Origin of the sequence: Streptomyces gottesmaniae, assembly GCF_031845845.1 — a bacterium.
Classification (GTDB): domain Bacteria; phylum Actinomycetota; class Actinomycetes; order Streptomycetales; family Streptomycetaceae; genus Streptomyces; species Streptomyces akebiae.
Map to the genome: position 1 here is coordinate 196437 of NZ_JAVRFJ010000004.1, position 21708 is coordinate 218144.

The following is a 21708-nucleotide window of genomic DNA, read 5'->3' on the forward strand; positions in this document are numbered from 1 at the left end:
ACGGCCCGCTCCTCCTCGTGGCCTGGGGTGGGGCCGATCGCCGCGTCGTCGACGGGCGGCCCGCGCAGGACCAACAGGCCGTCGGCGGTGTCGACGGGGCGGCAGGCGGGGCAGATCGGGTCGCTCGACAAGGCGGCTGAGGCGGGGAGGATTTCGGCCAGCAGGCCGGGGGCGGTCGGTGAGCCGTCGAGGCACAACAACCACGCCAACGCGGTCGGCTACCACGCGGTGGCCCGGGAGCTCGTCGCCGCGCTGGACGGCCGTATAGACGTCCGAATCGGAGCGTTGGGCACCGGCGGTGGGCTGTTCGGCACCAGGGCGAGCCGCGCAGGGGAGCCGTGCCCCGCGTCAGGATCGTCGTCGACCACGAGCCGCTCGGCGGGCGGGGTGGTGTACGAGGTGTCGACCCGGATGACGTCGCTCGCGCCGAGGACGACTATGGTCGCTCTGATCAACGACGGCGGCGAGAAATACCTGGACACCGTCTTCGACGACGACTGGACGAGCGCCCGCGGCCTGCTCGCCCCCGTCGTCGAACGCGAGGTGGACGAACCGCTCGCCAAGCTCCGCCGCGTCACGCCGGGAGCCCAGGGGTTACAGCCCAGGGACGGCACCCCGTCTCACAGTCCCCGCACCCAGGAACGGAACCGATGCCGCCCGCCCTCGCCCGCCTCCTCGGCGACAGCCGTGCCCTCGCCTCACTCGCCGTGCCGCTGGCGCTGACCCAGCTCGCGCAGGTCGCCCTCACCACCACCGACACCGTCATGATGGGCCTGCTCGGCACCGAGGCCCTGGCGGCGGGCGGCCTCGCCATGGTGATCTTCAACCAGTTGCGCACCATGGGCGTCGGCATGGTCACCGCCGTCGGCAACCAGGTCGCGGCGGCCGACGCGCGGGCGGAATCCGCCGGAGACGGCTCCGCCACTCCCGACCAGGACGCTGCCGCGGAGGAGGTCCGGGATCTCGTCCGGGCGAGCCTGCTCCTTTCGACCCTGGCGGGTGTCGCAGGTGCCGTCCTGATGGTGCTCATCGGGCACGCCGTGATCTGGCTCGGCCAGGACCCGGACGTGGTCGACGCCGCACAGCCGGTCCTCTACACCATGGCCCCCGGTCTGATCCCCTGCCTGTGGTTCCAGGCGATACGGCAGTTCACCGTCGGCATGCGCCGCCCCCAGGCCCTGCTGCGCATCACCATCGCCTCGATCGCCGTCAACGCGGGCCTCAACTGGGCCCTCATCCACGGCACCTGGATCTTCCCGGACCTGGGCCTGCCGGGTATCGGCCTGTCCACCAGCCTGGTCTACGCCCTGTCGTGTCTGGCCCTGTACGTCTCCGCCCGGCGCGACGCCCGGCTCGCCCCGGTGCTGTCGCTCAGCATCTGGAAAACCCGCCCGGCCACCCTGCGCCGGCTCACCGGGCTGGGTACGCCGATCGCCGCCACCTACGGCTCCGAGGCGGGGTTCTTCTTCGTCGTCGCGCTGTTCGCGGGCAGCTTCGGCACGGCCGCGCTGGCCGCGCACACAGCCGTCAACCAGCTCGTCTACATCGTCTTCCAGGTCGCCGTCGGCCTCTCCCACGCCGCCTCCATCGGCGTCAGCCGCGAGCTGGCCCTGCACAACGTGGCCGCGGCGCGGCGGCTGAAGAGCACGGCCCTGGCCTGCGCGGCGGCGGTGATGGCCCTCGTCGGGCTGGTGTACGTGAGCGTGCCGGGCCTGGTGCTCGCCCCCTTCTTCGACAGCGGTGACGACAGGGCGGTCGAGATCGCCACGCAGCTGCTCCTGGTCGCCGCGGTCCTGCAGTTCTTCGACTGCACCCAGAACATCGGCGTCGGTCTGCTGCGCGGCCTCGACGACACCAAGGGCGGCTTCCGCGTCACCCTCGTCGGCTACTGGCTCGTGGGCCTGCCCGCAGCGGCCCTCCTCGGCCTCGCCCTCGGCCTGGACACCCTCGGCATCTGGCTCGGCCTCCTCACCGGTCTCGCCACCACCGCCGTACTCCTCCTACGCCGATTCGACCGGGCCGTCGGCCTGCTGCCCCGGGCGACGGAACCGGCGCCGTCCCAAGCCTGAACGCCGACGTCGAGCCTGGAGCGGGTCATAGCCGGCCGTTGCCCCCCCCTCGATGCGCACTGACCGTGGCATCCCCCCATCTCGAAGCGCCGCTCCAGCAGGGCGCTGGTGCGGACGACGGGCCGTTCGACCGACACCTGGACGTCTCACCACGTGAGCGGCCGGGCCCCTGGCCCGCCGGGGCGGTCAGGCCACGCGGCCTTTCCCGCCGACGGCGAGCAGCGCGCGGACCGCCTCGACGGCGGCGCTGGTCACAGAGGGGTCCGCTCCGGGCCGGGGGCGCGCGCTGAGCCGTACCGGAGAGACGGCGGGCAAGCCCTCGACCGTCGTCAGTCCCTCGGGGTGCTGGCCGCCGGGCACGGCGAGCAGCGCGGCGCCCAGTCCGGCGCGCGCCGCGTCCAGGACGCCCGCGAGATACCCGGCCTCGGCGACGACAGTGGCCGGGGTGTGGTCGGCGGCCAGAGCGGTGAGGGCGCGGCGGCGGATGACGCACGGTTCGTTGATCGCGACCAGCGGCAGCGGGGCGGGGGCGGCGGGCGGCTTCCAGCCGGGGGCGGCGTACCAGCGCAGCGGCAGTCCGCCCACGGGGTTGCCCGCCGCGGCGGTCGCCTCGGTGACGTAGACGGCGAGGTCGAGCTCGCCGCGGTCGATCGCGTCCGTCAGCCGCGCCGAGCGGTCGATCCGCACCCGCACCTCGGCGCCCGGACGCACCTCCCGTACCGCCTCGGTGAGCACCGGGAGGATCTGGTCGGCGCCGTGCTCGGTGGCGCCGATGACGACGGTGGCGGCTTCCTGGCCGTCGTCGCTCAGAAGTCGGCGTACGGCCGCGTCGTGCGCCGCGACGATCAGCCGTGCCTCCTGGAGCAGTTGGGCGCCGTGGGCCGTGAACCGGGTCTTGCGGCCGTCGCGTTCCACGACGGGGCGGTCCAGGGTCTTCTCCAGCCGTCGCACGTGTTGGCTGACCGCGGACTGACTGAGCGCGAGCGCGCCGGCGGCGCGGTGGAAGCCGCCGTAGTCGGCGACGGCGATCAGGCTGCGCAGTGCCACGATGTCCAGGACCGGTCGCATGGGCGCAGGCTAGCACCGACTGATTAAGGATCGTGATCGGTTTTGATGGCGAATCGTCGTTGGACGTACGGCTTTCGCCTCCTGCATGCTGAGCGCATGCCGCGTACAGCCAACGCGTCGGCCCGCGGGCCGCGCCCCCACAGCACCGGACCCCGGCCGACGGCCGTCGGGTCGGCGGTGTGCTGCGGTGCGGGCACCCGGCTGACGCGGCGGCGGGTGGTCGACCTCGGCCGCGCCGTCACCATGCGCTGTCGCTGATCCGCGCACGCGCCATGCCCCGTTGAGCCGAACCCTGTCCAGCTGATCCCCGCACGCCCGGCGGCTGTGCGGGCCCTGGACGCATATGGGTGTCCCCTTCTCGCACGCCCACGGCACAGGTGCGTCCCGTTCAACCTCCTGAGCCTTCGATGAATCGAGTCACCATGAGCTCTCCCGAGCCTGTCCACGCCTGGGACGAACCAGAGGGGATCGCCCCGCGTGGCACCCTGGTCGTCCTCCCCGGCCGCGGCGAACACGGCGGCGTGTACGAGCGGTTCGGCCGCCGCATCGCAGCCGACGGCTACCGCGTACGGGCCCTGACGGATCCCTCCCCGGACCCGGCGACGGTCACCGACGAGGCCGCCAAGCTGCTGCGCGACGAAACGCTGCCGGGCCCGCGGGTGCTGGTCGGGTCCGACACCGGCGCCCTGTACGCGGCGTCGCTCGCCGCACGTGGCACACCGGGCCTGGACGCGCTGGTCCTCACCGGGCTGCCCACCGCACCGCACGCCCTCGCGGCGGCAACCGGCTGGGAGGCCGAACTCGACCAGCGCACCGCCTGCCCCACGCACCGGGGCCGGCTCGCCTCCGACGTCTCGTTCCGGCGCGGCGCCCTCACCGACCCGGCCCCTGCCGAACTGCCCGCCCTGGACGGCATCGCCGTCCCCGTCCTCGCGCTGCACGGCGCCGACGACTCCGTCAGCCCGCTCCCCGAGGCCCGCCACGTCTACCGTGCCCTGCCCGGCGTGGAGCTGGTGAGCCTGGCCGGGACCCGGCACGACGCCCTCAACGACCTCACCCACCGCACGGCCGCCGCCACGATCGTGCTGTTCCTGGAGCGGCTGCGGCTCTCCCCGGACCTCGCGCCCATCGCCGTACCGCAGGACCTCGCATGACCGCCCCGGTGCTGACCGACGTGGCCGGACTGCACTCCCTGCTGCGCGGCGATGGTCCGAGGCCCGTCGTCCTCGACGTGCGGTGGCGGCTCGGCGACCCGCACGGCCGCGAGCACTACCTCAAGGAGCACATCCCCGGAGCCGTCTACGTCGACCTCGACACCGAACTCGCCGCCGCGCCCACGCCCGAGGGCGGCCGCCATCCCCTCCCCGACCCCGCGGACCTGCAAGCGCGAGTACGCGGCTGGGGCCTCACCGCCGGCCGACCGGTGGTCGTGTACGACGACAACGGCAACACCGCCGCCGCCCGCGCCTGGTGGCTGCTGCGCTGGGCCGGAGTCGAACACGTCACCCTGCTGGACGGTGCGTTGGGCGCCTGGCGCGCGGCCGGACTCCCCACGGAGGCCGGCGAACCCGAAGCGCCCGCACCGGGCGACATCGTGCTCAGCCCGGGACGGTTGCCGGTACTGGACGCGGACGCGGCGGCCGACGTCGCCCGTGACGGTGTGCTGTTGGACGCCCGGGCCGCGGAGCGGTACCGGGGCGAGAGCGAGCCGGTCGACCCGCGTGCCGGGCACATTCCCGGTGCGCTGTCCGCCCCGACCGGCGACAACCTCAACCCCGACGGGACCTTCCGCGACGTGGAGGAGCTCTCCGTGCGGTTCACGGCGCTGGGCGCCGATGACGCGACCGAGGTGGGGGTGTACTGCGGGTCCGGCGTCACCGCCGCCCACCAGATCGCGGCTCTCGCCCACGCCGGCATCCCCGCCGCGCTGTACCCCGGTTCCTGGTCGGCCTGGTCCGCCGACCCGAACCGCCCAGCGGTGCTGGGCGAACCACCGTACTGACCCCTGGCCCTGACCCCTTGCTCCTGCCCCCTGGCCCTGACCGCCGGCTCCCCCTCCGCCCCCTTCCCGACGAGAGGCCCTGATGTCCTCCCCGAACACAACCGTCTCCGGAGCGTCCCCACCGACGCGCACAGCCGGGCCCCCGGCAGCCGTCGCGGCGAAGACGACCGCCCTTCCCCTGCCGCGCAAAAGCCCCGCCCTCCGCGTGCCGCGCAGCGTCCGCCGAGCCGCCGGGCCGGTCGGACTGCTGGCGGTGTGGTTCCTCACGAGCACCACCGGTGTGCTGCCCGAGTCCGTCCTCGCCTCCCCGGTCGATGTCGCCCAACGGGCCGTCGACCTCACACAGACCGGTGAACTGCCGCAGGCCATCGCCGCGTCCGGCCGCCGCGCCGCGATCGGCTTCCTCATCGGCGCGGCCGTCGCCCTCGCCCTGTCGCTCACCGCGGGGCTGTTCCGGCTGGGCGAGGACGTGATCGACGCGTCGATGGGCATGTTCCGGGCCATCCCCTGGGTGGGGCTGATCCCGCTGTTCATCGTCTGGTTCGGCATCGACGAGACTCCGAAGATCGCACTGGTCGCGCTCGGTGTGACGTACCCGCTGTACTTCAACATCTACGGCGGCATCCGCTCCGCCGACGCCCAACTCATCGAAGCGGGACGGATGGTGGGGCTCGGTCGCCTCGGTCTGATCCGGTACGTGATCCTGCCGTCCGCGCTGCCCGGAGCGCTGGTGGGGCTGCGGTACGCGCTGTCGACCGCCTGGCTGGCGCTGGTCTTCGCCGAGCAGGTCAACGCCGACGCCGGCATCGGCTACCTGATGAGCAACGCCCAGCAGTACTTCCAGACCGACGTCATCGTGCTGTGCCTCGCGGTGTACGCGGTGCTCGGGTTGCTGTGCGACTTCGCCGTACGGCTGTTGTCGCGGCGACTGCTGGCCTGGCGGGCCTCGTTCGAGGGGGAGGGGGCGTGACGGAGATGACCGCGCATGTGAAGGTCCACGGACTGACCCGCGCCTTCGACGACAAGACCGTCATCGACGGGCTGGATCTCACCCTTCACCAGGGCGAATTCGTCGCCCTTCTCGGGCACAGCGGCTGCGGCAAGTCGACGCTGCTGAAGATCCTGGCAGGGCTGGACAGCGAGACCGAGGGCGAGGTGACCGTACCGGAGCGCCGCTCGGTGGCCTTCCAGTCGCCGCGGCTGATGCCCTGGCTGCGCGTGTGGCGCAACGTCGTGCTCGGACTGCCGGGCTCCCCCGACCAGGCGCTCGCCGAGCGGTATCTGGCCGAGGTGGGCATCGAGGAGTACGCGGGCCGGTGGCCCAAGACCCTCTCCGGCGGCCAGGCGCAGCGCGTCTCGCTGGCCCGCGCTCTGGTGCGCGAGCCCGAACTGCTGCTGCTCGACGAGCCGTTCGGCGCTCTCGACGCCCTCACCCGTGGCAAGGCGCAGCGCCTGGTCGCCGACCTGTGGCGGCGGCACGGCTGCTCGGTCCTGCTCGTCACGCACGACGTGGAGGAAGCGCTGCTGCTGGCCGACCGGGTCCTGGTGATGGACGGCGGGCGGATCGCCCACGAGGCCCACGTCGGCCTGGAGCGACCGCGCGACCTCGGCTCCCCCGACTTCGTACGGCTGCGCGGCGAACTGCTGCACCGGCTCGGCGTCGAGGACGCCTCGGCACATCTCCAAGAGGCCAGGTCATGAACGTCAGCCAAGAAAGAAGCCGCGTGAACGACGGCCATCACAGCATGCGCACGCACGACATCCACCACAGCAACCGCACGCAGGACAGGAACCTCATGACACGCACGACCGGCCGCGTGGTGCGCGCCCTCGGCGCCGCGCTCTCCCTCACCGCCCTGCTCGCCACCACCGCCTGCGGCGGCGACAGCGAGGCCGCCTCCGACGGGAGCTCGTCGCGTGTGACGCTCACCATCGGTGACCAGGCGAAGAACCTGCAGACCCTGCTCAACGCCTCCGGCGCCCTCAAGGGGACGTCGTACAAGGTGAAGTGGGCCGAGTTCGAGGGTGCTGCGCCGCTGTTCCAGGCCGTGCAGGCGGGTGCCGTGGACACCTCGTACGCCGCCGATCTGCCCACGCTCCAGGCTCTCTCCGGCGGTGTGCCGGTGAAGGCGGTGGGCGCGCTGCGCAACGACGGTACGCACACCGGGATCGTGGTCCGGGACGGCTCCTCGGTGCGGAGCGTCAAGGACCTCGAGGGCAGGAAGGTGGTGGTGTCCTCGGCCAAGGGATCCATCGCCGAGTACCTGCTCGCACACGTGCTCCAGCAGGCGGGACTGAGCTATGACGACGTCCAGGTGCAGTACCTGCTGCCGACCGACGCGCAGGCCGCGTTCACCTCCGGAAAGATCGAGGTCTGGGCCACCTTCGGGGTCTACAAGGCGGTCGCCGAGCAGCAGGGCGGCCGACTGCTCGTCAACGGCGCCGACGGGCGCGTGAGCGGCTACGGATTCATCGGCGCCTCCGAGGAAGCGCTGGCGGACCAGGGCAAGAAGGCGGCCATCGCCGACTACCTCCGCCGCCTGGACAAGGCCCTGGCCTGGTCGCGGAAACACCCGGACGACTACGCCAAGGCCATCCAGCAGAACAACGGTGCCTCCGCCGAGGTCGCGAAGACGCTGGTCAGCCAGGCCAACAGCGAGCTGCTGCCGGTGAGTTCGCAGGTCGTCGACGCCGTGCAGAAGGTCGGCGACACCATGCACGGCATCGGCGTCCTCACTCCGCATCCGACCGTCGCCGACCACGTCGACACCAGCCTCGTCAAGGAGTGAGCCCCGCCATGCCGGTCGAGTTCATCAGCGCCGTCCATCCCAACCCCGCCACCGAGGGCGACCCCACCGCCGGCAACGGCATCGACGTCGACTACGCCCGCCGCTACGCCCGCGCCCTGGACGACGGCGGCTTCGACTACACCCTCGTCACCTACCATTCCGCATCGCCCGACGCGCTCCAGCTGGCCCAGTTCGTCGCGAACCACACCGAGCGCATCAAGCCCGTCCTCGCTCATCGCCCCGGCGTGGTCTTCCCGACCCACGCGGCCCGCGCCCTGGCCACGCTGGACCGGATCAGCAAGGGGCGCCTGGTGGTGCACATCATCTCCGGTGGCAGTGACGAGGAGCAGCGCCGTGAGGGCGACTATCTGAGCAAGGGCGAGCGGTACGCGCGTTCGGACGAATACATCCGGATCCTGCGCGACGTGTGGGCGGCCGACGGTCCGATCTCCCACGAGGGCCCGTACTACCGCTTCGAGGGCTTCCGCTCCGACGTCACGCCCTACGACGGCACCATCCCCATCTCGGTGGGTGGCTCCTCCGAAGACGCCTACCGGGTAGGGGGGCAGCAGGGTGACATCTTCGGGCTGTGGGGCGAGCCGTTGAAGGAGACCGCCGACCAGATCGCCGCGGTCAACAAGTACGCGGACGCCGCCGGCCGGCCCCGCCCCCGCATCTGGGTCTCCTTCCGCCCGATCATCGCGCCCACCGACGAACTGGCCTGGGAGAAGGCCCACCGCATCCTCGGCTCCATCAGGACCAACCACGAGCAGCGCGCCCAGCAGCGCCACTACCCGGCGCTCGGCCAGGGCACCCCGGCCAACGTCGGCTCCCAGCGACTGCTGGCCGTGGCCGAACGCGGCGAGGTGCACGACCGCTGCCTGTGGACCGCGCCCGCCGCGGCCACCAACGCCGCCGGCGCCTCCACCGCGCTGGTCGGCTCCCCGGAGACGGTCGCCAAGGCACTGCTCGACTACGTCGACATCGGCTGCGAGCTGCTGTCCATCCGGGGTTACGACCCGCTCGACGACGCGATCGACTACGCCCGTCACGTCCTCCCCCTGGTCCGCCAGGAGCTGGCGCATCGCGCCGCCTCGGGGGCGGCCGCGTGAGGCGGACCGGGGGCGCGCTCGCCCTCGCCGGGCTGCTCATCGGCGTCCTCAGCGCATGCGGCGGCCCCGCGGGCGCCGAGGACGGCGGCGACAGCGTCACGCTGCGCGTGGGCGCGACGGGCTGGAAGCGGGAGGAGGCCCTGTTGCAGTTCGCCCACCTCGACGACACGCCGTACCAGGTGCGATGGGGCCTCTTCCAGGGCGGCGACAAGCAGTTGGAGGCGGTACGGGCCGGGGCGCTGGACGTGGCGAGCTCCAGTGAGATCCCGCCGGTGTTCGCCGCTGCCGACGGCAGGCCCAACTTCAAGGTGGTCGCCGTGCAGCGCGGCAACACCCTCCATCAGGAGGTCGTCGCCCCCGAGGGCTCGGAGATCACCTCCGTCGCACAGCTCAAGGGCAAGAAGGTCGGCTACGTCAAGAACACCACGGCCCATTACTTCCTCTACGAGCTGCTCGAGCGGGCTGGACTCGGCTGGGACGACATCACCGCCGCCCCGCTGGAGCCGGACAAGGCGCTCGCCGCGCTGAACGGGGGTTCGATCGACGCCTTCGCCGGTTACGGCAACGCGATCATCACCGCCCACCAGCGGGGCGCCCGCACCATCGGCGACGGCGCGGACATCCTGTCCGGCAACTTTCTGTGGTCCGCCTCCGACGACACGCTCGGCGGCGTGGCCGAACGCGAGGCGCTGGCCGATCTGCTCGCCCGGATCGACAAGGCGTACGCCTATGTCCGCGACGGACACGAGAAGGAGTTCGCGAAGGTCGTCGCCGCCGCCACGCACCAACCGGTGGAGGACGCGCTGGAGGAGCTGGCGGAGGGCGAGGCCCAGCGGAGGACCGAGGTGCGGGTCGTGACCGCGAAGACCACCGCGTCCGAACAGGAGGTCGCCGACGCCTTCGAGGAACTCGGCGCGTTGAAACAGCCGTTGAAGGTCTCCACGTTCTGGACCGACCGCCTCACCTCTTCCCTGCGGAAGGCCCTGTCTCGATGACCACCGCACTCCGGTTCCGGGCGCCGGACCTGGCCGCCCTCACCTCGGTCACCGAGCGGCTCGCCGCCACCGCCGCCGAGTACGACCGTACGAGCGCCTTCCCCGAGAAGGGGATCCTCGCCGCACACGAGGCCGGCCTGCTGACCGCCACCGTCGCCGAGCGCTACGGCGGACCGGGTCTCGCAGTCGCCGCCACGGCCCGCATCCTGCACGCACTGGGCGAGGGCGACCCCTCGGTGGCGCTTATCGCAGCGATGAGCCTGACCGTCCACCACCGTCAGGCCGTACGGCCGCACTGGCCCGAGGAGTTGTACGGGCAGGTCCTAACCGCGGCGGCCCAGCGGCCGGTGCTGCTCAACCACGTGCGGGTGGAGCCCGAGCTGGGTTCCCCCGCACGCGGCGGGCTGCCCGCGACGGTGGCCCGGCGCACGGCGACCGGCTGGTCCCTCACCGGCCGCAAGCGGTTCGCCACCGGCGTCGAGGGGCTCGACTGGCTGCTGGTCTGGGCCACTACGGATGAACCCACGCCGCGGGTGGGCACGTTCGCCGTACCCGGCACTGCCGCCGGCATCGAGATCACCCACCGCTGGGACCATCTGGGGCTGCGGGCCAGCGGCAGCCACGACATCGCCCTGCACGAGGTCGAGATACCCGCCGTGAACGTGGTCGACATCGCCGCACACGGTCCGGGCGCCGAGCAGGACAACCGCGCGGGCGCCAAACTCCATCTCCCGCTCGCCGCCCTGTACTTGGGCGTGGCCCGCGCGGCCCAGCGCGCCTTCCACCGCTTCGCGCGCGAACGGATCCCCGCCAACCTCGGCCACCCGGTCGCCCGTACGGAACGCTTCCGCCGGGCCGCCGGTGAGATCGCCCTGCGGCTGGACTCCGCCGAACAGCTGGTGTTCGGCGGTGCCGAGCGGGTGGACGCGGCCGACGACACGTACACCCCTGAACTGGCCCTGGGCGCCCGGATCCTGGCCGACCGGAACGCCGTGGAGGCGGTCGGGCTTGCGGTACGACTGCTGGGCAATCCGGGGCTGAGCCGCGACAACCCGCTGGAACGCCACTTCCGCGACGTCCAGTGCGCTCCGGTACACGCCCCGCAGGAGGACGTGGCACTGCTCATGGTCGGCAGCCGCGCACTGGAGGGGCCCCCGATGACCGTCACCCGACTCGGCACCGCTGATGCCCTGTTGACCGCCCTGGGCCGCGACCTGCCGGGGGACGCGCTCCTCACCGGCCCCGAGGCCACCGCCCCGTACTCCGCCGACCGCTCCGGCAGCCGCCCGGACGGCGAGCCCCTGGCCGTCGTGCGCGCGACGAACGCCGAGCATGTGCGGACGACGCTGCGGCACGCACACGCGCTGCGGGTTCCGGTGGTGCCGCGCGGGGCCGGGACCGGACTGTCCGGCGGCGCGAACGCCGGCACGGGCACGGTCGTGCTGGACCTGTCCCGGATGAAACGGATCCTCGACCTGGACCCGCACGACCAGATCGCGGTCGTCGAACCGGGCGTCGTCACCTCCGAACTGGACCGGGCGGCAAGCGAGTTCGGGCTGCGCTACGTGCCCGACCCGGCCAGCGCGGCGATCTCCACCGTGGGCGGCAACATCGCCACCAACGCGGGCGGGCTGCGCTGCGCCAAGTACGGGGTGACCCGGGACGCCGTCCTGGGACTCGACGTGGTCCTCGCGGACGGCACGCCGATCCGGACCGGCCGACGTACGGTCAAGGGAGTCACCGGCTACGACCTGACCGGCCTGTTCACCGGCTCGGAGGGCACCCTGGGCGTGATCACCGCCGCGACCGTGCGGCTGCGCCCGCTGCCGGAGTCGACGGCCACCGTGGCCGCATACTTCCCTTCCTTCGCCGAGGGTGCCGAGGCCGTGTCGGCGCTGACCGCCGCCCGGCTGGAGCCTTCCATGGCGGAGCTGGTGGACGGGCCGGTGCTCGGTGCCGTGGACGACGCGCAGGGCACGGACCTGCGGGCCCGTGGTGGAGCGTTGCTGCTTCTGCAGTGCGACGGACGCGCGGCGGCGGCCGAGGCGGAACTCGCGGTACGGCTGCTGCGCGAGCGCGCGACCTCGGTGGAGACCACCGCCGACCCGGCGGAGGCGGACCGGCTGCTCACGGCCCGCAGGCTCGCTCTGCCCGCCCTGGAGCGGCTGGGCCGGGTGCTGATCGAGGACATCGCCGTACCCCGCAGCCGGCTGGCCGAGGCCGTCCGCGCGATCGACGCGGCCGCCGAGCGCCACGACGTACGGATCTTCACCTTCGCGCACGCCGCGGACGGCAACCTCCACCCCATCCTCGTCCTGGACCCCGACGTCCCCGGCATCCCGGACGCGGCCTGGCGGGCGGCGGGCGACATCTTCACCGCCGCGCTGCGCCTGGGCGGCACCCTCACCGGAGAGCACGGCGTGGGCACACTCAAGCGGCGGTGGCTCGCGGACGAACTCGGCCCCGAACAGCACGCGTTGCAGCAGCGCGTCAAGGCGGCCTTCGACCCGCATCACATCCTCAACCCGGGCAAAGCCCTCTGAAGGAGCCCCTCATGGCGACCGTTCTCTCCGTCTCCGGAAGCCCCTCCCCCACCTCCCGCACCGCCCGTCTCCTGCGCGACCTCGACGCGCGGCTCACCACGCAGGGACACGAGGTGATCCCGCTCGACGTCCGCGCGCTCCCACCCGAGGCCCTGCTGCACGCCGACTTCGGCCACCCGGCGATCGCCCGGGCCACCGCCCTGTTCGAGCGGGCGGACGGGGTCGTGATCGGCACGCCCGTCTACAAGGCCGCGTACTCCGGGCTGCTGAAGTCGCTGCTCGACCTGCTGCCGCAGTACGCGCTGAAGGGCAAGACCGTGCTGCCGCTCGCGACCGGCGGCAGCACCGCCCACGTCCTGGCCATCGACTACGCCCTGCGCCCCGTCCTCGCCTCCATGGGCCCCGAGCACATCACCCCCGGCTGGTTCGTCCTGGACAGGCACATCGAGGTGCGGCAGGACGGCGGCATCCTCGTCGAACCGGGCGCGCGGGAGGCACTCGACGAGGTCACCGACCAGTTCTCCGCCGCCCTCAGCCGACGTCGGCCGCTGAGGGCGGCGGCGTGAGCGAGGTACACGTCAGGGATCAGCGTCGGTGCGCCGCGATCGGTGGCCTGAGACGACCGCGCGACCACGTGGCACAGCGGACAGGACAGGCGTAGATCCTCCCCCGGACCGCTGTGCCGGGCCCCGCCCGGTATCCCGCCCCCGTGCCGTCGAGCTCTGGCAGATCTTCCCTCCCGCCTGCCGAAAGCCCAGGTCAGCGATACATCCGGCGATGCGTCAGGTGGCGCAACACTTCCGCAACACCACTATCCCTACCGGATAGGTATGGTTCCGGCCATGCCGCCCACCGACCGCATCCGCGACCACGCCGGCCAGGGCGCGCCCACCGTCGCCGCCCAGCGCACGCGGCGCCGGTTGCGCGCGGACCGGGCACGCCAGCTCGCCGACCTGCTGCGCCACCAGCTCCTCACCGGGAGCTTTGCGGCCGGCACCCTCCCGCACGAGTCGACCCTGGCCACCGATTACCGGGCCTCGCGCAACACCGTCCGTCAGGCCCTCGACCTCCTGCGCGCCGAAGGCCTCGTGGAACGCCTCCCCGGCGTCGGCACGGTGGTCGTCGCCCAGAAGTACCCCCATGGGCTCGACCGTCTGATGGGCCTCGCGGAAACCCTGCGCGAACACGGCCACGTCACCAACGAGGTCCGCACCATGGGCCCCGCCCCCGCGCCCGTCCCCGTCGCCGAACGCCTCCACATCCCACCCGGCGCCGACGTCCTCTACATCGAACGCCTGCGCCGCCTGAACGGCCTCCCCCTCTCTCTCGACCTCACCTACATCCCCCTCGACATCGGCACCGCCCTGCTCGGCGCCGACCTGGAGAACACCGACGTCTTCCGCCTCCTGGAAGCCGTCACCGGCCAGCGGCTCGGCCACGCCGAGATCACCCTGGAGGCGGTGAACGCGGACGCCCACTCGGCCACCGTCCTCGAAGCCCCCCGCGGCGCGGCCGTCCTGATGCTGGAACGGCTCACCCACCTCGCGGACGGCCGCCCGGTCGACCTGGAGTTCATCCGCTTCCGCGGTGACCGCATCACGATGAGCGGCCTGTTGCACCGCTCCCTGTAGACACCACCTGCTCCCTTCAGCACGACCTTCCTGGAGACAGTCATGCCCTTGGTGCCCCAGCGGGCCGACGTGCCCGTGACCATCGACGAGTCGAAGTGCATCGACGGCTGCACGCTCTGCGTGGACATGTGCCCGCTGGACTCCCTCGCCATCGACGACAGCAGCGGCAAGGCGTACATGCACGTCGACGAGTGCTGGTACTGCGGCCCGTGCGCGGCCCGCTGTCCCACCGGAGCCGTCACGGTCAACATGCCCTATCTGCTCCGCTGAGAGGCCCGAACTACCATGAAACGCACGGCAGTCGCACTCGCCGCATCCGCTCTCCTGTTCCCCCTGTCGGCCTGCGGCGGCAGCGCCGAGGCGGGCAGCGGCTCCACGGTGACCGTCACCGTCGGCTACCAGTCCAAGACCATCAACACGGTCACGGCCGGCACCCTGCTGCGCTCCCTCGGCTACTTCGAGAAGCAGCTGAACGCCCTCCACGACGGCAAGACGTACAAGGTCGACTGGCAGGACTACGCCACCGGTGCCCCCATCACCGCGCAGATGACCGCCGGAAAGATCGACATCGGCTCGATGGGTGACTTCCCGCTGCTCATCAACGCGGCCCGCGGCAAGCAGCTGGGCAAGCCCACGCACCTGGTCTCGGTCACCGGATACAACCTCAAGGGCGGCCTGAACACGGTCGTCGTCCCACCGGAGTCCGAGCTCGGCTCCTTGAAAGACCTGAAGGGCAAGAAGGTCTCCACGAGCGTCGGCTCCGCCGCCGACGGCACGCTCGTACGGGCCCTGCAGCGCGCCGGCATCGACCCGGACAAGGGCATCGAGAAACTGAACCAGCAGCCCGCGGTGGGCGCCTCGGCCCTGGCGGCGGGCAGCGCGGACGCGCTGTCGCAGTTCGTGGCCTGGCCGGGCCTGCTCGCCTACCAGGGCAAGGCGAAGGCGCTGTACGACGGCGCCCAGCTGGATCTGCCCACCTTCCACGGCGTCACCGCCCGCGAGGACTTCGCCCAGCGGAGCCCGGCCGTGCTGGAGGCGTTCCTGAAGGCCCAGGCAGAGGCGACCGACTACCTCAACGCCCGTCCGGTTCAGGCCGCCGAGAAGGTCGCCAAGGCCACCGGCCTGCCGGCCGAGGTCGTCTACCTCTACAACGGCGCCCACGGCATCGCCACCTTCGACCCGGCCGTCAAGCCGCAGCTCGTCTCCGCCCTGAAGCAGGACGTGTCGGTGCTGAAGGCGGCCAAGCTGACCGGCGACATCGACGTGGACTCCTTCGTCGACGACCAGTACGTCAAGAAGGCCCTCGGCGCCGACTACGCCAAGCAGCTCGCCGCCACCCCGCCCGCCGCCGCGAGCGAGGTCTGGCCCAAGGGCGCCACGAAGACCCGGAGCTTCACCTCCCCCGCCCAGCTCCTCGCCCACGTCGCCGAGCACAGGGACGACATCCGCGCCGCCTACGTCCCCGACGCCACCACCGGCACGCTCTGGTTCGCCGACAAGGCCGTCTGGGTGGCGGACGGCAAGCGGCTGCTGCCCTTCGTCGCCCCGGAGACCGCGCGGGCCTACGTGGCCGGGCACAGCGGGGCCCGGGTGATCACGTACGCGGACGCCCTGGGGCGGGCCTCGTGAGCCGGTACCCCGGGCGGCCGGGCCGGCTCGCGCTGCGGGTCGGCTCACTGGCCGCCGCCCTCGGCCTGTGGCAGCTGCTGACCACCTTCGACGTGAACGTATGGGTGCGCTTCTCGCAGTTCCCGACGGTGACCGACGTGGCCCGTGCCTTCGCCGACCGGCTCGCCGGCCCCGACTACTGGACCGACCTCACCGACAGCCTCACCAGGATCGTGACCGGCTTCCTGCTGGCCGCCGTCCTGGGCGTGGCCACCGGCGTGCTCGTGGCACGCTCGCGGCTCGCCGAGGACCTGCTCGGCCCGGTCCTCGAAGTCGTGCGGCCCGTCCCGGCCATCGCCATGGTCCCGGTCGCGATCCTCCTGTTCCCCTCCAACGAACAGGGCATCGTCTTCATCACCTTCACGGCCGCCTTCTTCCCGGTACTGGTCTCCACCCGGCACGCCGTCCGCGCCCTGACTCCCGTGTGGGAGGAGGCGGTGCGCACCATGGGCGGCGGCCGGTGGCGGATCCTCGGCTCGGTCGTCCTGCCGGGCGCGCTGCCCGGCATCTTCGGCGGCCTGTCCGTCGGCATCGGCGTGTCCTGGATCTGCGTGATCTCCGCCGAGATGATCTCCGGCCAGTACGGCGTCGGCTACCGCACCTGGCAGGACTACACGATCGTCAACTACCCCGGCGTCTTCGTCGGCATGGTCACCATCGGCCTGCTCGGCTGGCTCACCTCCACCGCCGTAGAGCTGGTCGGCCGCCGTCTGACCCACTGGCTGCCGCGCACGTCGTACGTCCCCGGCGCCCGGCCCCGACCCGCACGAACCCCGGCGTCCACCATCGAACCCGGCAAGGCCGAGGAGGCACGCGATGAGCACCTCGTCTGAGACCAGGCCGGCCGAGGCGCCGACCGCGCCGGCGGCCCCGCGCGGCACCCGCCTCACCTTGCGCGGCGCCACGCTCGGCCGGCCCGACGCCCCGGCCGTCGCCGGGGCCGACCTGGACGTCGCCGCCGGCGAGATCCTCACCGTCGTCGGCCCCTCCGGCTGCGGCAAGTCCACCCTGCTGCGCACCTTCGCCGGGCTGCTGCCCACGCTGGACGGGGCGGTGGAACAGGACGGCCGACCGGTGACCGGCCCAGGAGCGGACCGGGCGCTGGTCTTCCAGGATGACGCCCTGCTGCCCTGGCGCACCCTGCGCGCCAACGTGGAACTGCCCCTCGCCATCCAGAGCCTGCCGCGCACGCGACGCCGGGAACAGGCCGAGGCCTGGCTGGACAGGGTCGGACTCGCCGACCAGGCACGGCAGTTGCCCCACCACGTCTCGGGCGGACAGCGCCAGCGCGCCCAGCTGGCCCGCGCCCTCGCCGGACGCCCGCGCGCCGTCCTCATGGACGAACCCTTCGGTGCCCTCGACGCCCAGACCCGCGCCGGCATGCAGGACCTGCTGGTGGAAGCGCTGCGCGGCACGGGCGCGACCGTCGTCTTCGTCACCCACGACGTCGACGAGGCCCTGTTCCTCGGCGACCGTGTGGCCCTCCTCGGCGACGGCCGGCTGATCGCCGTACGCGACGTGCCGCGCCCGCGCGAGCGCTCGGCGCACGACGACCCGGCCCGCGTGGCCCTGCGTCGCGACATCCTCACCTCGCTCGGTACCTGAAAGGCCCCCCGGTGACCACCCCCGCGCACACCCCCTCGGACACCCTCCGCATCCCCGCCCTCAGTGACGCCGAGGAACTGACCTGCGACGTCCTCGTCATCGGCGGCGGCACCGCCGGCACCATGGCGGCCCTGACCGCCGCCGAACACGGCGCGGACGTCCTGCTCCTGGAGAAGGCCCACGTCCGCCACTCCGGCGCACTCGCCATGGGCATGGACGGCGTCAACAACGCGGTCATCCCCGGCCGCGCCGAGCCCGACGACTACGTCGCCGAGATCACCCGCGCCAACGACGGCATCGTCGACCAGTCCACCGTCCGCCAGACCGCCACCCGCGGCTTCGCCATGGTGCAGCGCCTGGAGTCGTACGGGGTGAAGTTCGAGAAGGACGAGCACAACGAGTACGCGGTACGCCAGGTCCACCGCTCCGGCTCCTACGTGCTGCCGATGCCGGAGGGCAAGGACGTCAAGAAGGTCCTGTACCGGCAACTGCGGCGACGCGAGATGCGCGAGCGGATCCGCATCGAGAACCGGGTGATGCCGGTGCGCGTGCTGACCGCCGAGGGGCGCGCTGTGGGAGCGGTCGGCCTCCACACCCGTACCGGCGCGTTCGTCACCGTCCGCGCGGGCGCGGTGATCCTGGCGACCGGCGCCTGCGGCCGCCTCGGCCTGCCCGCCTCCGGCTACCTCTACGGCACCTACGAGAACCCCACCAACGCGGGCGACGGCTACGCCATGGCCTACCACGCGGGCGCCGAGCTCACCGGCATCGAGTGCTTCCAGATCAACCCGCTCATCAAGGACTACAACGGCCCGGCCTGCGCCTACGTCGCCAACCCCTTCGGCGGCTACCAGGTCAACCGGCACGGCGAACGCTTCGTCGACTCCGACTACTGGTCGGGGCAGATGATGGCCGAGTTCGCGGCGGAGGTGGCGAGCGACCGGGGCCCCGTATACCTGAAGCTGAGCCACCTCCCGGAGGAGTCGGTCTCGGCGCTGGAGTCGATCCTGCACTCGACGGAGCGCCCGACGCGCGGCACCTTCCACGCGGGCCGTGGCCACGACTACCGCACCCATGACGTGGAGATGCACATCTCGGAGATCGGTCTGTGCGGTGGCCACTCGGCCTCGGGCGTACGGGTCGACGCCCATGCTCGTACGACCGTTCCCCGACTCTACGCCGCCGGGGACCTGGCCTGCGTGCCGCACAACTACATGATCGGCGCGTTCGTCTTCGGGGACCTGGCGGGCGCGGACGCGGCCCAGTACACGCCATTCGAAGGGGAGTTGCCCCTCGACCAGCTCCGCGAGGCGCACCAACTGATCTACCGCCCGCTGCGCAACCCCGACGGCCCGCCGCAGCCGCAGGTCGAGTACAAGCTGCGCCGCTTCGTCAACGACTACGTGGCCCCGCCGAAGTCCGGCGCCCGGCTCTCCCTGGCCCTGGAGGCGTTCGAGCGGATGCGGGACGACATCGCCGCGATGAGCGCCCGTACCCCGCACGAACTGATGCGCTGCGCCGAGGTCACCTTCATCCGTGACTGCGCGGAGATGGCCGCGCGCGCCTCGCTGGCCCGCACGGAGTCCCGCTGGGGCCTCTACCACGACCGCCTCGACCATCCCGAGCGCGACGACGCGTCCTGGTTCCACCACCTCGATCTGCGCAAGTCCCCCACGGGCGCGATGGAGTTCACCGCCCGCCCCGTGGCCCCGTTCCTGGTGCCGGTCGACGGTTTCACCCCCGTCGGCGGCCCCTCCCGTCACCTCGGCGAGGTCCACCCGGAACAGGTGGCGACCGCGGGGGCTCGGGAAGCGGCGCCGGTGGCCTTGCGGCAGGAACCCGCCGCGACCGGCACACCCGCTGCCCACGCAGACGCGGACACGCCGGTCACACCGCGCCTGCTCGGCCTGCTCGCCCTCACGGAGGGCGAGCCCGAACTGTCCGCCCTGACCCCCTACTTGACCGACCCGGAGCCCACGGTGCGTCGTACGGCCGTCACGGTTCTGACGGAGACCGTCCCGACCGGAACCGGACCGGCGCTGGCCGCCGCGCTCACCGACACCGACGCCGGTGTCCGTGCCGCCGCAGCCGCCTCTCTGCGCGAACTCGTCGAGACGCTGGCCTCGGAACCGGCTCTGCGCGACGGCCTCGCCGCCGCCCTGTCCCAGGCCGACCCGGTTGTCCGTGCCACCGCGCTGGATGTCCTGCGCGCCTTGCGCCTGGGTGACGTGGAACTGTTCGCGGGCTTGTTGTCGGACTCCGACATCGCCGTCCGCATCGCGGCCGTGCGCGCGCTCGTGTCGGTCGACGCCGCCGGAGAGCTGGCGCGTGCGGCGGCCGTCGATCCGTCACGCGAGGTCCGCGTCACCATCGCCAAGGCACTGGCCACGGCGGGCCGGGGCTCGGCCGTCGCGCACTCCGCCCTCGGGGAACTCGTGGACGATCCCGACGCCCTGGTGCGTGGGGCCGCCTACGAGGCGCTCGGCACGGCCGGCTGCCCGGCCGCCCTGGCCGCCCGCGCCGAGGCGGCCCTGGCCGACCCGGCCTGGCAGGTGCGCGCCGGCGCCGCCACCGCCCTGTCGGCCACGGATCCCGACGTCGCCGTCCCCGCACTCACCAAGGCCCTCGCCGACGCCAACGCCGACGTCCGCAAGGCCGCCGTCCTGGCCCTGACCCGCCACCGTGCCAGCGAGGACGCCCGAGCGGCCCTGGCCGCCGCGACGACGGACTCGGACGCGGACGTCAGGGCCTATGCGGCGCGGGCGCTGTGACCGTGTCCTACCGTGACACCGGTCCTACCGTGAGGCCAGGAGCCGTCCCGCGTCCCGCAGGACGTACAGTCCTGGTCACCCCGGGCGCGGGGGGGGGCTGGTCAGGTCGAACAGGCGTAGTTGTGACTCCCGGCGGGAGGCCGGCCGTTCGCCGGTCGGGCGCCTGTCCATGGATGAGTGAGTGCCGCATGGACAGGCGTGACCGTGGGCCTCAGGCCGTTTCGAGGAAGGGGTAGTCGGTGTAGCCCTCGGCGCCCGGCCCGTAGAACAGCTCCGGCCGCGGCTCGTTCTCCGGGTGGCCGCCCTGCCAGCGCTCGACCAGGTCGGGGTTGGCGATGAGGGCCCGGCCCACGGCCACGGCGTCGGCGTGGCCGGCCTCGATCTGCTGGAGCGCCCGCTCGCGGGTGGTCTGCCCTCCGCCGAGGGGGCCGTTGTTGACGATCAGCTTGCCGTCGAAGCGCCGCCGCAGCTCCTGTACCAGGTCGCCGCCCGGCTCGGCGTGCAGTACGGAGAGATAGGCCAGGCCCAGCGGGCGCAGCTGGTCGAGAAGGGTGCCGTAGGTGGCCAGGACGTCGTCCCGGTCGGTCTCGAAGACGTCCCCGAAGGCGACCTCCGGCGAGATCCGCAGCCCGACCCGCTCGGCACCGACGGCCTGGGCGACCGCTGTTGCGACCTCGACGACGAAGCGGGCGCGGTTGTGCGGCGAGCCGCCGTATTCGTCGGTTCGCTGGTTGGCCGCCGGGGAGAGGAACTGGTGGAGCAGGTAGCCGTTGGCGCCGTGGATCTCCACGCCGTCCGCTCCCGCCTCGACGGCCCGGCGGGCCGCGGCGACGAAGTCCTGAAGGGCTGCACGGATCTCCGCGGTGGTCATCGCTTCCGGTACGGGGTAGGGCTGCTCGCCCTTCTCGGTGAACGTCTCGCCGCTGCGGGCGATCGCGCTGGGGGCGAGGACGCGGCGGCCGCCGTTGATGTCGGGGTGGGCCTGGCGGCCGGCGTGCATGAGCTGCAGGACGATGCGGCCGCCCTCGGCGTGCACCGCCTCGAACACCCGCTGCCAGCCGGCCGCCTGCTCGTCGGTGGCGATGCCCGGCTCACCGACGTACCCCTGCGACGCGTGGTCGGGGTAGGTGCCCTCGGCGATGATCAGCCCGACGCTCGCCCGCTGCCGGTAGTACTCGACCATCAGGTCCCCGGGGATGCCGGAGGAACCGGCCCGGACCCGGGTCATCGGTGCCATGACGATGCGGTTGGCGAGCTCGATCTTCCCGAGAGAGACGGGGGAGAAAAGTGACGGGGCGGGCGAAACTTCTGAAGTGTCGACAGGCATGGGTTGCTCTCTTTCTGCAATACGGAGGAGAACGGGATGAAGGTCTGCGACGCAGGGGGACCACGCTGTCCCGGTGGATCGGGGTGTGGGTGGTGTCGGCGGCGAACGCGGTGAGAGCCGCATGCCGT

At 72.6% G+C, this 21708-nt stretch carries 20 protein-coding genes; 18 read left to right on the forward strand and 2 right to left on the reverse strand.

All coding sequences use genetic code 11. The annotated features are described in order from the left end of the window. Positions 1-27 precede the first annotated feature (27 nt). Both RM704_RS06795 and RM704_RS06800 read left to right on the forward strand, forming a co-directional pair. Positions 28-723 carry a hypothetical protein gene (locus RM704_RS06795; protein ID WP_192829858.1) on the forward strand — a complete coding sequence of 232 codons (696 nt, stop codon included), beginning with the start codon at positions 28-30 and terminating at the stop codon, positions 721-723. Then, positions 651-2069, forward strand: coding sequence for an MATE family efflux transporter (locus tag RM704_RS06800; protein ID WP_033532109.1), 1419 nt, complete (start codon positions 651-653; stop codon positions 2067-2069). Before RM704_RS06795 ends, RM704_RS06800 begins: the two co-directional genes overlap by 73 nt. A gap of 186 nt (positions 2070-2255) precedes the next feature. Here RM704_RS06800 and RM704_RS06805 read toward each other — a convergent pair whose 3' ends face one another. Continuing rightward, positions 2256-3137, reverse strand: a complete 882-nt coding sequence (locus RM704_RS06805; protein ID WP_033532108.1) for a LysR family transcriptional regulator — start codon at positions 3135-3137, stop codon at positions 2256-2258. A gap of 96 nt (positions 3138-3233) precedes the next feature. Here RM704_RS06805 and RM704_RS06810 point away from each other — a divergent pair, with 96 nt between their 5' ends. The 16 genes from RM704_RS06810 (at position 3234) to RM704_RS06885 (ending at position 20253) form a co-directional block, all read left to right on the forward strand. Continuing rightward, entirely contained in the window at positions 3234-3395 is a 162-nt protein-coding gene (locus tag RM704_RS06810) for a hypothetical protein (protein WP_157856815.1), read from the forward strand. A gap of 164 nt (positions 3396-3559) precedes the next feature. Beyond that, complete coding sequence (locus tag RM704_RS06815; RefSeq protein WP_033532107.1) at positions 3560-4291, forward strand: alpha/beta hydrolase; 732 nt, start codon at positions 3560-3562, stop codon at positions 4289-4291. After that, positions 4288-5139, forward strand: a complete 852-nt coding sequence (locus RM704_RS06820) for a sulfurtransferase (RefSeq protein WP_033532106.1) — start codon at positions 4288-4290, stop codon at positions 5137-5139. Before RM704_RS06815 ends, RM704_RS06820 begins: the two co-directional genes overlap by 4 nt. Before the next feature lie 82 nt (positions 5140-5221). Beyond that, positions 5222-6109 carry an ABC transporter permease gene (locus tag RM704_RS06825; protein WP_033532105.1) on the forward strand — a complete coding sequence of 296 codons (888 nt, stop codon included), beginning with the start codon at positions 5222-5224 and terminating at the stop codon, positions 6107-6109. A 5-nt stretch (positions 6110-6114) separates the two neighbouring features. Beyond that, on the forward strand, positions 6115-6840 hold the full coding sequence (locus RM704_RS06830; RefSeq protein WP_033532275.1) for an ABC transporter ATP-binding protein: 726 nt from the start codon (positions 6115-6117) through the stop codon (positions 6838-6840). A gap of 44 nt (positions 6841-6884) precedes the next feature. After that, complete coding sequence (locus tag RM704_RS06835; RefSeq protein ID WP_311590127.1) at positions 6885-7928, forward strand: ABC transporter substrate-binding protein; 1044 nt, start codon at positions 6885-6887, stop codon at positions 7926-7928. 8 nt (positions 7929-7936) lie between these two features. After that, a complete protein-coding gene (locus RM704_RS06840; RefSeq protein WP_033532104.1) occupies positions 7937-9040 on the forward strand; it encodes an LLM class flavin-dependent oxidoreductase in 1104 nt (367 codons plus the stop codon). Further along, positions 9037-10035, forward strand: coding sequence for an ABC transporter substrate-binding protein (locus tag RM704_RS06845; RefSeq protein ID WP_033532103.1), 999 nt, complete (start codon positions 9037-9039; stop codon positions 10033-10035). The genes RM704_RS06840 and RM704_RS06845 overlap by 4 nt, the downstream gene beginning before the upstream one ends. Continuing rightward, positions 10032-12578 carry an FAD-linked oxidase C-terminal domain-containing protein gene (locus RM704_RS06850; RefSeq protein WP_311590133.1) on the forward strand — a complete coding sequence of 849 codons (2547 nt, stop codon included), beginning with the start codon at positions 10032-10034 and terminating at the stop codon, positions 12576-12578. The genes RM704_RS06845 and RM704_RS06850 overlap by 4 nt, the downstream gene beginning before the upstream one ends. A gap of 11 nt (positions 12579-12589) precedes the next feature. After that, positions 12590-13144 carry an NADPH-dependent FMN reductase gene (gene ssuE / locus RM704_RS06855; protein ID WP_033532102.1) on the forward strand — a complete coding sequence of 185 codons (555 nt, stop codon included), beginning with the start codon at positions 12590-12592 and terminating at the stop codon, positions 13142-13144. 276 nt (positions 13145-13420) lie between these two features. Next, entirely contained in the window at positions 13421-14209 is a 789-nt protein-coding gene (locus tag RM704_RS06860) for a GntR family transcriptional regulator (protein WP_033532271.1), read from the forward strand. A gap of 42 nt (positions 14210-14251) precedes the next feature. After that, complete coding sequence (locus RM704_RS06865; protein WP_020120576.1) at positions 14252-14479, forward strand: 4Fe-4S dicluster domain-containing protein; 228 nt, start codon at positions 14252-14254, stop codon at positions 14477-14479. A gap of 15 nt (positions 14480-14494) precedes the next feature. After that, positions 14495-15838: an ABC transporter substrate-binding protein gene (locus RM704_RS06870; protein ID WP_033532101.1), complete on the forward strand. Its 1344-nt coding sequence runs from the start codon at positions 14495-14497 to the stop codon at positions 15836-15838. After that, a complete protein-coding gene (locus RM704_RS06875; protein WP_033532100.1) occupies positions 15835-16710 on the forward strand; it encodes an ABC transporter permease in 876 nt (291 codons plus the stop codon). Before RM704_RS06870 ends, RM704_RS06875 begins: the two co-directional genes overlap by 4 nt. Next, a complete protein-coding gene (locus RM704_RS06880) occupies positions 16694-17482 on the forward strand; it encodes an ABC transporter ATP-binding protein (protein ID WP_033532099.1) in 789 nt (262 codons plus the stop codon). The genes RM704_RS06875 and RM704_RS06880 overlap by 17 nt, the downstream gene beginning before the upstream one ends. 11 nt (positions 17483-17493) lie before the next feature. Beyond that, positions 17494-20253 (forward strand): fumarate reductase/succinate dehydrogenase flavoprotein subunit, encoded by a 2760-nt coding sequence (locus RM704_RS06885; RefSeq protein WP_033532098.1) that lies wholly within the window; start codon positions 17494-17496, stop codon positions 20251-20253. A 211-nt stretch (positions 20254-20464) separates the two neighbouring features. Here the strand turns inward: RM704_RS06885 and RM704_RS06890 are convergent, their stop codons facing one another. Beyond that, positions 20465-21580, reverse strand: coding sequence for an alkene reductase (locus tag RM704_RS06890; RefSeq protein ID WP_052146539.1), 1116 nt, complete (start codon positions 21578-21580; stop codon positions 20465-20467). Positions 21581-21708 lie beyond the last annotated feature (128 nt).

Excerpts from the sequence above, each read along its gene's own strand:
- RM704_RS06800 (WP_033532109.1), top strand. The coding sequence starts at position 651 with ATGCCGCCCGCCCTCGCCCGCCTCCTCGGCGACAGCCGTGCCCTCGCC.
- RM704_RS06805 (WP_033532108.1), bottom strand. The coding sequence starts at position 3,137 with ATGCGACCGGTCCTGGACATCGTGGCACTGCGCAGCCTGATCGCCGTC.
- RM704_RS06810 (WP_157856815.1), top strand. The coding sequence starts at position 3,234 with ATGCCGCGTACAGCCAACGCGTCGGCCCGCGGGCCGCGCCCCCACAGC.
- RM704_RS06815 (WP_033532107.1), top strand. The coding sequence starts at position 3,560 with ATGAGCTCTCCCGAGCCTGTCCACGCCTGGGACGAACCAGAGGGGATC.
- RM704_RS06820 (WP_033532106.1), top strand. The coding sequence starts at position 4,288 with ATGACCGCCCCGGTGCTGACCGACGTGGCCGGACTGCACTCCCTGCTG.
- RM704_RS06825 (WP_033532105.1), top strand. The coding sequence starts at position 5,222 with ATGTCCTCCCCGAACACAACCGTCTCCGGAGCGTCCCCACCGACGCGC.
- RM704_RS06830 (WP_033532275.1), top strand. The coding sequence starts at position 6,115 with ATGACCGCGCATGTGAAGGTCCACGGACTGACCCGCGCCTTCGACGAC.
- RM704_RS06835 (WP_311590127.1), top strand. The coding sequence starts at position 6,885 with ATGCGCACGCACGACATCCACCACAGCAACCGCACGCAGGACAGGAAC.
- RM704_RS06840 (WP_033532104.1), top strand. The coding sequence starts at position 7,937 with ATGCCGGTCGAGTTCATCAGCGCCGTCCATCCCAACCCCGCCACCGAG.
- RM704_RS06850 (WP_311590133.1), top strand. The coding sequence starts at position 10,032 with ATGACCACCGCACTCCGGTTCCGGGCGCCGGACCTGGCCGCCCTCACC.
- ssuE (WP_033532102.1), top strand. The coding sequence starts at position 12,590 with ATGGCGACCGTTCTCTCCGTCTCCGGAAGCCCCTCCCCCACCTCCCGC.
- RM704_RS06860 (WP_033532271.1), top strand. The coding sequence starts at position 13,421 with ATGCCGCCCACCGACCGCATCCGCGACCACGCCGGCCAGGGCGCGCCC.
- RM704_RS06865 (WP_020120576.1), top strand. The coding sequence starts at position 14,252 with ATGCCCTTGGTGCCCCAGCGGGCCGACGTGCCCGTGACCATCGACGAG.
- RM704_RS06870 (WP_033532101.1), top strand. The coding sequence starts at position 14,495 with ATGAAACGCACGGCAGTCGCACTCGCCGCATCCGCTCTCCTGTTCCCC.
- RM704_RS06880 (WP_033532099.1), top strand. The coding sequence starts at position 16,694 with ATGAGCACCTCGTCTGAGACCAGGCCGGCCGAGGCGCCGACCGCGCCG.
- RM704_RS06890 (WP_052146539.1), bottom strand. The coding sequence starts at position 21,580 with ATGCCTGTCGACACTTCAGAAGTTTCGCCCGCCCCGTCACTTTTCTCC.